The sequence below is a fragment of the Kitasatospora herbaricolor genome, assembly GCF_030813695.1.
Taxonomy (GTDB): domain Bacteria; phylum Actinomycetota; class Actinomycetes; order Streptomycetales; family Streptomycetaceae; genus Kitasatospora; species Kitasatospora herbaricolor.
Genome location: NZ_JAUSVA010000002.1, coordinates 1,581,136 through 1,593,298, shown reverse-complemented (window position 1 = coordinate 1,593,298; position 12,163 = coordinate 1,581,136). Strand labels below are relative to the sequence as shown.

The window sequence follows — 12,163 nt, the reverse complement described above, 5'->3', positions numbered from 1 at the left end:
GAAGACGTCCGCCCGAGCCGGAGCCGCGCCCGGGCTGTCAGCTGCCGGACGCGGACTCCTCCTCCGCCGCCTCCTGGAAGCTGACGACGGCACCACCGTAGGACCTCGCCCAGTCGGTCAGCACGGCGATGGGCCCGACGAGGGTCCGGCCGAGGTCGGTCAGGTGGTACTCGACCCGCGGAGGCGCTTCGGGAAAGCTGCGGCGTTCGACCAGGCCGTAGCCCTGGAGCCTGCGCAGCGTCTGGGTGAGCACCTTGCGCGAGATGCCGCCGACGAGATCCACGAGTTCGCCGTGCCGACACGGCCCGCGACTGAGCGCGAACAGGACGACCACCGCCCACTTGTTGGTGATGATCTCGATGGCCAGCCGGGCGGGGCAGTCGGCGAGGAAGACGCTTCCCGCTGAGTCGTCCATGCGCCGAAGGTTACCAAGAGGTTCCTGTCGGCTCACTAGCGTCTTTTCCATGAGCACACCGCGCACGAAGAACTACGTCCTTGTCCACGGCGCCTGGCACAGCGGGCGCGTCTGGGACCGGGTGGTCCCCCTGCTGGCCCGGGCCGGGCACCGGGTTCTCGCCCCCTCGCTGACCGGTCACGGCGAGAAGGAGCACCTGCTCGGTCCGGACGTCGGCCTCGACACCCATGTCGCCGACGTCGTCGCCGCCTTGACGGAGAACCAACTCGGCGACGTGATACTGGTCGGGCACAGCTACGCCGGGATGGTCGTCTCCGCCGTGGCCGATCAAGTCCCGGACCGGATAGCGGGGTTGGTCTACCTCGACGCGATGGTCCCGGCCGATGGCGAGAGCGTCCTCGACGTCGTGCCGATGACCGGGCACCTGATCGAGGCCGTCGCCGCTTCCGACACGCCCTGGCGTATCCCGCCCATGCCGGAGCAGCCGGCGCCCGTCGGTCTGTTCGGGGTGACCGACCCCGCGGACACGGACTGGCTGCGCACGATGCTCTCGGACGAGTCGGTCCGCTGCTTCCAGCAGCCCGTCCGGCTCGACAACCCGGCTCTGGACGCGATTCCCCGGACCCACATCCACTGCGTCGGCAGTACGCCGGCGGGTGTCACCCGCCGCCCCGTTCCCCCGGTGCAGCCCAACGGTGCTCCGTCGCAGGTGTGGGAGTTGCGAAGCGGCCACGACTGCATGGTCACCGTACCGGGCGAACTCACCGAGCTGCTGCTGAAGGCCGGTTGACCGACTCGCGGGCCGGGAGGTCGGTCGGAGGCGCTGACAGAGCTGGTGTTTCGGTGGCGGCGCACTAACATGAGCACTCCTCGTGTTTTTGTGCTCTCATCGATCGCCATCGTGAGCAGGGAGTCAGACCATGCCGAACCGACTCGACCTCCCGTCCGACTTCCGCTGGGGCGTGTCCACCGCCTCCTACCAGATCGAGGGGGCGGTGGACGAGGACGGCCGCGGCCCCTCCGTCTGGGACACCTTCGCCGCGCGCCCCGGCGCCGTCCGCGACGGCCACACCGGCGCCGTGGCCTGCGACCACTACCACCGCTACGCCGAGGACGTCGCCCTGATGCAGGGCCTCGGGCTGGACGGCTACCGGTTCTCGATCGCCTGGCCCCGCATCCGACCCACCGGCGCCGGGCCCGCCAACCCCGCCGGCCTCGACTTCTACGACCGCCTGGTGGACGCCCTGCTCGCCGCCGGGATCACCCCGCTGCCCACCCTCTTCCACTGGGACCTCCCGCAGGCCCTCGAAGACGCCGGCGGCTGGCTGAACCGCGACACCGCCTACCGCTTCGCCGAGTACACGGCCCTGGTGGCCGACCGCCTCGGCGATCGCGTCCCGGCCTGGATCACCCTCAACGAGCCCTTCGTGCACATGGTCTACGGCTACGCCATGGGTATCCACGCCCCCGGCCGCGCCCTGATGCTCGACGCCCTGCCCGCCGCCCACCACCAGTTGCTGGGGCACGGCCTCGCGGCGGCCCTGCTGCGCGAGCGCGGGCTCGACGTGATGATCGCCAACAACCTCACCCCCGTCCGCCCGGCGAGTTCCTCGGCAGCCGACGAGGCTGCCGCGGCGGCCTACGACGCCCTGCACAACCGCCTGTTCACCGACCCGATCCTGCTCGGGAGCTACCCCGACCTGTCGGCCTTCGGCGTCGGCCCCGAGCTCGGCGGCAGCGTCCGTGACGGTGACCTCAAACTCATCGCCGGCACGTCGCTCGACGGCCTCGGCGTCAACTACTACAACCCGACCCGCATCGCCGCCCCCACCGACCCCGGCCTGCCCTTCGCCGAGGCCCCGATCGAGGGCGTCCCCCGTACGGCCTTCGGCTGGCCCGTCGTCCCCGACGGCCTGCGCGAACTCCTCACCGGCCTCCGCGACCGCTACGGCGCCGCCCTCCCGCCGATCACCATCACCGAGAACGGCTGCTCCGTCGCCGACGAACCCGCAGCAGACGGGACGGTCTCGGACCCGGACCGGATCGACTACCTGGCCGGCCACCTGGAGGCACTGGCCGCAGCCGTCGCCGAAGGGGTGGACGTCCGCGGCTACTTCACCTGGTCACTGCTGGACAACTTCGAATGGGCGGAGGGCTACCACCAGCGCTTCGGCCTGGTCCACGTCGACTTCGAGACGCAGCGGCGCACGCCGAAGGCCTCGTACGCCTGGTACCGGGACATGATCGCGGCGCATCGGGCGCGGCGAGCGGGGTAGACCGTCGAGGTAGGACCGGGTGCGAGGGGGTCCCGCCCCCGTGGGTGTGGGGAGCGGGACGCGGTGCGGGCTCAGGGCCCACGGGGGTGGCGGGCCGTGTCACCTCACGGCCGGTGGCTCAGTACCAGAGGTCGGGGCTGAGCTGGTAGTCGTAGCCGCTGCCGGGCTGCCCGTAGAAGCGGGCCTCGGCCTTGTAGTCGTGGCCCGGGGTCGGGTTGGTGAGGGTGTAGGTGTAGGAGTACTGGCCGGAGCGGCAGGGGAACGAGGTGGCGAGCGCCTGGCCGCCGGTGGTGTAGTCCCAGATGATGATCTGCTCGGTACGGTTGTTGCTGGCGAAGTTGGTGGTCACCTGCGCCGACACCTGGCCGCCGCCGGCGCTGATGCAGGTCTGCTTCCAGCCCGGGCCGCCGAAGCCGCCGCCAATCGCTGCCGAAGCCGCCCCGGCGCCGGTCAGGGCGATCCCGCCGGCGAGCGCGGTGGTGGCCAGGCCGAGGACGGCCCGGACATGATTGCGGCGCATCGGGTCCAGCACGAGAGCCGGGGGCCGGTGCCTGGATGAGCAGTACCCTTTTACCTCGCAGTCGAGTTCGCCATCGGCATCGGAGCGACCGGCACGGGCGTCGACCGCCTGGAGAAGCAGGGATGGGCCGTCCGGCAGCCCGGACCTGGCCGAACCGCCGGTCCTCACGGCCGGCCCTGACCGACGACGGCACGCGGCTCGTCGACGCGGCGGAGGGAACATTCGCCGCGGGACTGGCCGAACTGATCGTGGCACGAACGACAGTGACTCGGCGTCGGCCGCCGCCCTCGCCTTCGTGGAGCCGCTCGGCACTCGAACGCAACCAGATGGGCACGCCCACAGGCCGTGCCGGACGCCGAACCAGGGCGCGGCGGTGGACGTGGTCTCCGAGGGCGTCTCGATCATGCTCTGCCCGTTCACCGGACACTTCACTCCGTCCAGGTCACCATCTCGTTCCGTGCCAGGGCTCGTCGGACAGTTCCCGCCGGGCGCGCGACGTCGGGAGTGCGGCTGCCGTGCAGGCCGGGGCGGGGAGACGGCTCACCTGCTCGGCGGCGGACGGCTTCGCCCAGGTCGTCGAGGCGGACTTCCCGGAGGAGGCCCCAGCTGAACTCCGCGGTGCACGGGCGCGGCCGCCCGGTCGCGTCGGGAGCGGTGAAATCGAGTTCCCATCGGGTCGGCGCACTGCCTTCATGTGGCATGGCCGGCGGGAAGGCCGCTGCGACGTCCGCGACGACGCAGCTCCACGGGGTCAAGTCTGCGAGGAGCCGCGGCGTCGGCGTCGGTAACCCGGCCGGCGGACCAGCCACTCGTTCAGCGGCGCGGTCGGTCCGCCGGCCGGCCCGAGCAGGATCTCGAAGCGCAGACCGGTGCGGAGCGGGAGTGCCCAGTGCTGGGCCGCGCAGTCGAGGTCGCCGAGGCGGCGGGGGATGACCGCCTCGGGCGGACCGAGGGCCGCCGCGTAGCGGCGGGCGCCGTGCGGGAGGCGGCTCGAACGGATCAGCGCCTGCCGGCGCTTGTTCGCCTCCCGCAGGTCGGAGCGGGTGGCTCCCAGCCGGCGTACGGCCTGCCCCACCAGATCCGGGTGGAAGTCGGCCATCCGGCGGAGCAGCACCAGCTGGAACTCGGTGGTCGCGAAGTCATTGGTCGCCATGACTGCGGGTCAGGGCTCGGCGATCGACGAATACTCGGTGTCGGGCAGCTGGCACGCCGGGCACAGTTCGTGGCGGCCGTCCGGGGTGATCACGGTTCCCCAACTGCGGCAGTCCGCGCAGTCGCGGGCCTGATCGATGTTCGCACGAGGTGCCGGAGTATTCGGGTGGGCTCCGTGAGTCATGGGTGATGTTCCTCGGTAGAGCGGTATCACGTGGGCCGATCGTGTCGTGATGTGGAGGGCGATCGGCGTGCGATGGGTTGCACCGGGTGGCGCCGATCCGGCTTCCCGCGGTCGGCCGGCGACGGCGGGGGTGTCCTGGGCCCGGCCGGTGCTGGCAGGCGACGGGGGACTCCTCCCGGGTCGGCACCGAACACACTGTGCCTCGCGCGGTTGCCGGGCGGAGCCAGCCGGGTCGGTCGCCCGGATCCGGTTCCGCCGGAGGGGTGGGACGTCGGCGTCCCGAATCCCAGTGTGCACGAAATCCGCAGCGATTCCCCCTCACCCATCGCGTAGCGAGAGCTCAACGGCTGCCCCGAATGCCATCTGACCTGGTCAAATGGAAAGTTCTCGGAAAACTCGGAATCCGTCGCGACAGTGCCGGCCGGACGGCCGTGAACGCCGAACGGACCGCCCGGGCGTCGTGCTCAGGCGGTCCGTTCAGGGCCGGGTGCGGGTGCGGGTGCTGGCCGGCCGCGGTTGGCCGGCGGACGGCGGGGGTGCCTGGGCCCGGCCGGTGCGGGCCTGGAGGATCGCGTCCACGCTCTGCTGGGCGTCCCCGAAGAGCATGCTGCTGTTCTCGCGGAAGAACAGCGGGTTCTGCACCCCGGCGTAGCCGGACGCCATCGAGCGCTTGAAGACGATCATCCGCTCCGCCTCCCACACCCGCAGCACCGGCATCCCGGCGACGGGGCTGGACGGATCGTCCATGGCGGCCGGGTGGACGGTGTCGTCGGCGCCGATGACCAGGACGACGGAGGTCTCGGTGAAGTCGTCGTTGATCTCGTCACCGGCCGCACCGCCGGCACGGGGTACCGCCGCACGGTCGCCGCCATCGACGCCGTGGGGAAGGCGGGCACCCGGTCCGCTGCGGTCACCGTGACCACCGTCACCGGAGGCGGTGGCGGCACCGACTGCCCGGCCGCCCGGAGCTCCGGCAGGTCCTACGTGCCCGGCGACACGGTCGCACACGCGGGGAACGAGTACACCGCCACCTGCTACTCCACCGGCGTCGTGCCGAACGCCCGTGCTCCTGGGCCGTCTGGCGCGACGGCGGCACCTGCTGAAGGGGTGCCTCGCCGCGGGGCCGCCGCTCGGGGCGAGATGGTCCAGGGCGACAGGGGGGTGAACCTGAGCGCGTCGCCGGATCGGGCGGCCTTTGGGCGGTGGGAGCCGGGCGGCGGGTGACTCCATGGGGGCGGCGATCAGGTTGTCGGTGGTGACGAGGGCGGCGGATAGGGTCGGACACGGACGGGGTGCGCTGCCCCGTCGGCCAGAACGATCGAAGGGAGCTCCGCCATGGCGACCGCAGCCGCCTCCGCCCCCGCCGTCGGACCGTCGCTCGCCCGCTTCGGCCTCGGCACCGCCGCCGTCGGCCGGCCCGGCTACATCACGCTCGGTCGTGACCTCGACCTGCCGTCCGAGCGGAGCGTCGAGGCGCTGCGAGCGCGCACGCGCGCGCTGCTCGACGCCGCCTATGCCGCCGGGGTTCGGTACTTCGACACGGCTCGGTCGTACGGCCGGGCCGAGGAGTTCGTCGGCAGCTGGTTGGCCGCCCGGCCTGAGGCGGCGGCCGACGTGGTGGTGGGGAGCAAGTGGGGTTACACCTACACCGCCGACTGGCAGGCCTCGGGCGTGCCCGTGCACGAGGTCAAGGAGCATTCGACGGCGGTGTTCGACCGGCAGATCCGGGAGAGCCGAGCCTTGCTGGGTCCGCGGCTGGACGTCTACCTGGTGCACTCCGTCACACCGGACAGCCCGGTCTTGACCGACCGCTCGCTGCACGCGCGGCTGGCCGAGCTGGCCGCAGAAGGCGTCCGAGTGGGCCTGTCCACCAGCGGCCCGGCGCAGGGCGAGACCGTCCGGGCGGCGCTGGATGTGCAGGTGGCGGGCCGTCCGCTGTTCGAAGCCGTCCAGTCGACCTGGAACCTGCTGGAGCCGTCCGCCGGACCGGCGCTGGCCGAGGCCCGTGAGGCCGGCATGCTGGTGGTGGTGAAGGAGGGCATGGCCAACGGCCGCCTCGCTGACCGCAACGCCACCGGCCCCGACACGACAGTACTGCGCGCTCTCGCCGCCAGGACCGGCGAGTCCTGTGACGCCATCGCGTTGGCCGCGGTCGCGGCCCAGCCCTGGGCGGACATCGTGCTCTCCGGCGCGGCCACCCCGGCACAGTTGGCTTCGAACCTCACCGCTGCACGGCTCGACCTCGCGCCAGGTGAGCTCGCCCGCCTGGCGGCGCTCGCCGAGCCCGCCGAGCTCTACTGGAGGAACCGCGCCTCGCTGCCGTGGGCGTGAGGTGATCGTGCGTCGAAGGAGCCCGGGTCGCCGCCACGCGAAGGTGGCGGCCCGGCGGCGGTTCCACGGCCCGGGCCCTGCTTGCCGCCCTGGTCGTTGCTGCGAGGTTCCTGCCGGCCAGGGCCGGTACCGCCGGCGCGAACTGTCCTGATTGAAGGGCACCCTGTACCGGGACACCGCCGCCCGAGCGGCTTGCCGTGGCTTTGCGCCGCCTCGGTGCGTAGGGGCGGACGGTACTCCTGATCACCGCCTGCTGTCTGCGGCGCGCCTGGCCGGGCTCACCATCGTCCGTCTGCTCGGCCGCGCTCGGCTGTACGACCGCCGGCCGGGCCGGCGCCCGATGTCCGGCGGGGTCCTGGAATTCGGGATCTCCTCGACGGGGGTAGAGCCCACCGGCTTGCGGCACTTCGTCTGCCCCCGGCCGGAGTTGGTGTGCCGGGTCGGCTCCGGCGCCTACAGCCGGCGGAACACGGAGGTCAGCGTTTCGATCTCCTGTGCGGAGAGCTTGTCGGTGAGGTGGCGGCGTACCGCGGTGTCCAGGCCGGGGTGTGCGGCGGTGATGGCCGCGCGCCCGGCGTCGGTGAGGGCGACGGTGACACCGCCGGCGCGTTCGCGGGTGACGAGTCCGCGCTTGCCCATGCGGGTGAGCTGGTGGGAGATGCGTGTGCGGTCCCACCCGAGTGCCGCGGCGAGTTCGCTCTGCCGCAGGCTGCCGCCCGCCTTGTTGAGGTTGGCGAGGATCGTCAGGTCCGGTTCGGACAGGCCCGCCGCCTCGGCGGTGTCCGCGATCACGCGGGCTCGGACGACCTCGTGGGCGCGCTTGAAGGCGCTCCAGAAATCGACGGGCTCGTTCGAGGCGCCGGTCATGGCCCCGCCCGGCGCGGCGGCCCCCTCGTTCAGTGTTGACATATCAACGCGCCTCTTCTTAGTGTTGAGATGTCAACGCTAACAGGTGGCTGCGCCCTCGGCAGCCCCTGTCGGCCGCGTCCCCCTTCCCGCCCCGCAGGAGACACCGTGCAAACGCGACCCCTTGGAACCGGCGGCCCGCAGGTCCCCCCTCTCGCACTGGGCTGCGCCGGCATGTCCGACCACACTTCCCCCGCCGACGAGGCCGACGCGATCGCCACGATCCACGCGGCCCTCGACGCCGGCGTCACCCTCCTCGACACCGCCGATTTCTACGGCATGGGCCACAACGAGGACCTCATCCGCCGCGCCCTGCGCACCGGTGGTCGCGAAAGAGCGCTGCTGAGCGTCAAGTTCGGCGGTCTGCGCGGCCCCGACGGTTCCTTCGTCGGCATCGAGGGCCGCCCTGCCCACGTGAAGAACGCGCTCGCCTACTCGCTGCGCCGTCTCGGCACCGACCACGTCGACATCTACCGCTCCGCCCGCCTGGACCCGGACACCCCGGTCGAGGACACGATCGGCGCCGTCTCCGAGCTGGTCCAGGCCGGCTACGTGCGGCACATCGGGCTCTCCGAAGTGGGGCCCGAGACCATCCGCCGCGCCCACGCCGTGCACCCGATCTGCGATGTGCAGGTCGAATACTCCCTGTTCAGCCGTGATCCCGAGGCCAACGGCATCCTGGCCACCTGCCGCGAGCTGGGGATCGGCGTCACCGCCTACGGGATCCTCGCCCACGGCCTGCTCAGCGGCAGCTACCGGCGGCCCGCCGGAGGTGACCCGCGCGCCCGCTGGCTGCCGCGCTTCCACCCCGACAACCTCGCCACCAACCTCACCCTCGTCGAACGGCTGCGGCCGCTTGCCGACGCGCGCGGCATCAGCGTCGCGCAACTCGCCACCGCCTGGGTCATCGCCCGGAGCCGTGGGTGCGGCACCGTCGTGGCCGTCCTGGGCACCCGCCGGCCCCAACGCGTCGCGGAGGCCCTGGCCGCGGCCGACGTCACCCTGTCCGACGCGGACCTCCGCACGATCGACGAGGCAGTCCCGGCCGATGCCGTGGCCGGAACCCGCTACGCCGCACCCCTCATGACCCTGCTGGACAGCGAGCGCGGACCGAATCCGGCTGTCGGCGCCAGGAGTTGACCGCCGACGGCCGGCCGCACCTCGCGGCCTCCACCGCCATGGTCCGCGCCGGCATGCCCGGTGAAGCCGGGCCGGAGTTCCGCGACACCTGCGACAGCACCGCGTGCTTCACACCCGTCTGCGGCATCGCCCGCTGACCCGCACGCCCCGATCCCGCCCACCGGGCGCGGATCTCCCGTGCCGGCGCCTGCTCGACACCTGGCCCTGCTTGCCACGACGGGGCCCTTTGGCCGGTCACTCCCCCCTCACCGGGTCCGTGGCCACTGCGAGCGACGCCGGTGCCCGTCCACAGAGAGAACAGGCCGCGAATCGTGAACACATCCGAGTCACCGCTCAGCGCGCTGGTCCGGTCCGGGAAGCCGATCGGAGTAGGGATCATCGGACTCGGGGCGCACGGCAGCTGGGCCGAGCGCTCCCACCTGCCGGCCCTGCGCGCCGTCCCGGGTTACGAACTGAGGGCCCTGAGCACGAGTTCGAAAGAGTCGGCGGAGCGCTCCGGAGCGAAGCACGGTGTCGCCCGAACCTTCGGGACGGCGGCCGAACTGACCTCCTGCGAAGAAGTGGACCTGGTGGTCGTGGCGGTGAAGGTGCCGCACCACCGGGAGTTGGTGCGGACGGCGCTGAGCGCCGGCAAGAGCGTGCTGTGCGAGTGGCCGCTGGGCAACGGGCTCGCGGAGGCCGAGGACATGGCGCAGCTGGCGCGCAGCCACGCCGTGCCGACCGTCGTCGGACTCCAGGCGCGGTCGCATCCGGCCCTCGCCCACGTACGGGATCTCGTGGCCGACGGCTACGTGGGGGAGGTGCTGTCCACGACGGTGGTCGGCTCCGGCGGTGCCTGGGGCGCCACCGTCGGCCCCGGCGATCACTACGTGCTCGACGCCGCCAACGGCGCGACGCTGCTGACCATCCCCTTCAGCCACACCCTCGACGGACTCGCGTCCGTCCTCGGAGAGCCCGAGGATCTGCGGATCCGACTGGCGTCGCGGCGTACGTCGGCCGTGGACACCGGGAGCGGACTGCCCGTGCCCATGACCGCCGCGGACCAGGTGGTGGCCTCGGGACGGCTGCCGGGCGGTGCGGTGGCCACCTTCCACTACCGCGGAGGCATGTCCCGGGGCACCAACTTCCGCTGGGAGATCAACGGAACCGAGGGCGACCTCGTTCTCACCGCCCCGGTCGGCCATCTCCAGCTCAGCCCGGTCACCCTGGAAGGCAGCCGCGGAACGTCCCCCGGACTCGCTCCCCTGACGGTGCCGGAATCGTACGTCCGTGTCCCGCGACTGGACCCCCGGGCCGACGCACCGCTCTACGCGGTCGCTCACGCCTACCAGCAGTTCCTGGACGACCTGCGCGAGGGCACGTCGGCGGTACCCGATTTCGCGCACGGCGCCGCCCGGCACCGCAGCATCGAATCCGCCATGACGACGGCCTGACCGGACGGGCCGGCCTCGGCCCGCACCTACCGGTGGACCGCCGCACGAAGGGAGTGGCCGGGGAACACCCGACACCCTTCACGAACACCGCGATGCGGCTTGTCGGCAGAGCGGCGGCGTCCGGCCGGCACGACCGCACGGCCGACGAGCGAGACCAGCGTTGGCGCCGTTGCACTTGGGCGCGTACCGCGACGGGGTCCGCCGAACAGGGGGAGCCCCGGCCGACGCACGGCTGGGGCTCCCCGAGGCGGTGAGGGTCGGTCGGCGGAGGGGACTACCCTCGCCGTGGACCGCTCGTCCACGTCCGGGCGGACTTCACCCGATCGTGGTCACCCGCGATCGGACGGGTCAGTGCTGCAGGGTGAGGACGCCCGGCCGGTACGGCAGTTGGTCGTAGGGGCCGCTCGCGGTGGGGGACTTGCCCTGGTAGAGGAACTGCAGGTTGCAGGGGTCGATGGTCATGGTCTGGTCGGGGTTGTTGCGGACCAGGTCGCCGTGGCTGATGTCGTTGGTCCAGCCGGCACCGCTGTTGGCCTTGCCCGCGAAGGGGTTGCTCTCACCGGTGGCCTGCGGGGTCCAGGAACCGTTCAGGCTGGAGGCAGTGAACGAGCGGAAGTAGCGCCCGTTCGCACCCTGCGCCTCGACGATCATGAGGTACTGGTTCTGGTCCTTGACCTTGTAGACCTGCGGCGCCTCGAACAGGTTGGCCGGCGTGTCGCTCATGACCGTCGTGTACGACGAGCCGAAGCTGCCCGGGAAGTTCCCGATCGGCATGCTCGCCCGGTAGATGCTGCCGTTGTCACCGGCGAAGAACAGGTACATGTTCTGGCCGTCGGCGATCAGGGTCTGGTCGATCGGACCGGTGCCGGAGTTGGGGATGCTGCCGGTGAACAGCGGTTGCGGCGAGGACCAGCCGTTCGGGTTGGTGGGGTCGCTCGACGTGCGGTAGATGAAGGGCCACGCACCCCACTGGTACGCCAGCACCCAGATGTTCTTGGGTGCGAAGTAGAACAGCGTGGGCGCCACCGCGGCCTGGCTCATCCCGCTCTGGCCGGCCGACGCCATGTCCGACCAGTTCGTGAACGGGCTGAACATCATCGAGCCGTACGACGATCCCGACACGTTCGACGCGTAGACCAGGTGCTTGCCGTTGTACACCACGTCGGTGAAGTCCTTCACCGACGCCCATCCGTTCGCCGGCTGCGCCAGTGCGCCGGTCGACGTCCACCGGTACGTCGACGGAAGCGCACACGTGCCGCCCGTCGGCGGGGGCGTGGTCGGTGTCGTCGTACCGGACAGGCCCGTCCACTTCTGGTTGCTGGCGCCGTTGCACGTCCAGATCCCCACCGCCGTGCCGTTGGCGGTGCCGGCGCCCGTGACGTCCAGACACAGCCCGGACTCCACGCCGACGATCGTGCCGTCGGAGTTCACCCGCCACTGCTGGTTCGCACCGCCGCTGCAGGTCCAGATCTGCACCCGGGTACCGGCCGTGGTGGCGTGTCCCGGAACATCCAGGCACTTGTTGCCGTACACGGTCAGCTGGTTGCCGGACGTCAACGTCCACAGCTGATTGGTGCCGTTCGAGCAGTCGTAGATCTGCAGGTACGTGCCGTCGGTCTGGGCGGCGTTCTGCACGTCGAGGCACCGGCTGGACCCCGCGCCGCGCAAGGCGCCGCTGGTGGCCGCCTGGGCCGGGTCGGCGACGAGCATCGCCGCCAATGCCGCCACGAACGCGACCGCGGCGGTGAGCACCACGGACAGATGCCTGCGGCTGGAACGTCGTCTGCGCATGAAGACCTCCATGGT

General features: G+C 71.8%; 11 protein-coding genes and 2 pseudogenes. 6 read left to right on the top strand and 7 right to left on the bottom strand.

The window, feature by feature from the left end:
- Positions 1–37: 37 nt before the first annotated feature.
- Positions 38–415, bottom strand: coding sequence for a winged helix-turn-helix transcriptional regulator (locus tag J2S46_RS07270; protein ID WP_191290828.1), 378 nt, complete (start codon positions 413–415; stop codon positions 38–40).
- A gap of 49 nt (positions 416–464) precedes the next feature.
- Between J2S46_RS07270 and J2S46_RS07265 the strand changes: the two genes are divergently transcribed.
- Together J2S46_RS07265 and J2S46_RS07260 are read left to right on the top strand one after the other, a co-directional pair.
- A complete protein-coding gene (locus tag J2S46_RS07265) occupies positions 465–1,205 on the top strand; it encodes an alpha/beta fold hydrolase (protein WP_191290829.1) in 741 nt (246 codons plus the stop codon).
- A gap of 130 nt (positions 1,206–1,335) precedes the next feature.
- Positions 1,336–2,691: a GH1 family beta-glucosidase gene (locus tag J2S46_RS07260; RefSeq protein WP_191290830.1), complete on the top strand. Its 1,356-nt coding sequence runs from the start codon at positions 1,336–1,338 to the stop codon at positions 2,689–2,691.
- Between the two features lie 118 nt (positions 2,692–2,809).
- On the opposite strand, the gene J2S46_RS07255 is transcribed toward J2S46_RS07260, so the two are convergent.
- From J2S46_RS07255 to J2S46_RS07240, 4 genes and pseudogenes are all read right to left on the bottom strand, one after another.
- On the bottom strand, positions 2,810–3,211 hold the full coding sequence (locus J2S46_RS07255; RefSeq protein WP_191290831.1) for a hypothetical protein: 402 nt from the start codon (positions 3,209–3,211) through the stop codon (positions 2,810–2,812).
- A gap of 584 nt (positions 3,212–3,795) precedes the next feature.
- Positions 3,796–4,364: pseudogene (locus J2S46_RS07250) on the bottom strand (hypothetical protein); the annotation flags it as partial.
- Between the two features lie 9 nt (positions 4,365–4,373).
- Complete coding sequence (locus J2S46_RS07245) at positions 4,374–4,547, bottom strand: hypothetical protein (RefSeq protein ID WP_307349143.1); 174 nt, start codon at positions 4,545–4,547, stop codon at positions 4,374–4,376.
- 477 nt (positions 4,548–5,024) lie between these two features.
- A pseudogene (locus tag J2S46_RS07240) lies at positions 5,025–5,372 on the bottom strand (NAD(P)(+) transhydrogenase (Re/Si-specific) subunit beta); the annotation flags it as partial.
- Between the two features lie 510 nt (positions 5,373–5,882).
- Here J2S46_RS07240 and J2S46_RS07235 point away from each other — a divergent pair.
- The gene (locus tag J2S46_RS07235) at positions 5,883–6,878 is read left to right on the top strand and encodes an aldo/keto reductase (RefSeq protein WP_191290832.1); all 996 of its coding nucleotides are present in this window, start codon (positions 5,883–5,885) and stop codon (positions 6,876–6,878) included.
- A 453-nt stretch (positions 6,879–7,331) separates the two neighbouring features.
- Here J2S46_RS07235 and J2S46_RS07230 read toward each other — a convergent pair whose 3' ends face one another.
- Complete coding sequence (locus J2S46_RS07230) at positions 7,332–7,787, bottom strand: MarR family winged helix-turn-helix transcriptional regulator (protein WP_229912843.1); 456 nt, start codon at positions 7,785–7,787, stop codon at positions 7,332–7,334.
- A 105-nt stretch (positions 7,788–7,892) separates the two neighbouring features.
- Here J2S46_RS07230 and J2S46_RS07225 point away from each other — a divergent pair, with 105 nt between their 5' ends.
- The 3 genes from J2S46_RS07225 to J2S46_RS07215 all read left to right on the top strand — a co-directional run bounded on the left by J2S46_RS07225 (position 7,893) and on the right by J2S46_RS07215 (position 10,357).
- Complete coding sequence (locus J2S46_RS07225; protein ID WP_191290833.1) at positions 7,893–8,924, top strand: aldo/keto reductase; 1,032 nt, start codon at positions 7,893–7,895, stop codon at positions 8,922–8,924.
- A complete protein-coding gene (locus J2S46_RS07220; RefSeq protein ID WP_191290834.1) occupies positions 8,921–9,061 on the top strand; it encodes a hypothetical protein in 141 nt (46 codons plus the stop codon). The genes J2S46_RS07225 and J2S46_RS07220 overlap by 4 nt, the downstream gene beginning before the upstream one ends.
- Before the next feature lie 174 nt (positions 9,062–9,235).
- Positions 9,236–10,357: a Gfo/Idh/MocA family protein gene (locus tag J2S46_RS07215; protein ID WP_191290835.1), complete on the top strand. Its 1,122-nt coding sequence runs from the start codon at positions 9,236–9,238 to the stop codon at positions 10,355–10,357.
- Positions 10,358–10,705: 348 nt separating this feature from the next.
- On the opposite strand, the gene J2S46_RS07210 is transcribed toward J2S46_RS07215, so the two are convergent.
- Positions 10,706–12,148: a non-reducing end alpha-L-arabinofuranosidase family hydrolase gene (locus J2S46_RS07210; protein WP_191290836.1), complete on the bottom strand. Its 1,443-nt coding sequence runs from the start codon at positions 12,146–12,148 to the stop codon at positions 10,706–10,708.
- Between the last annotated feature and the right edge of the window lie 15 nt (positions 12,149–12,163).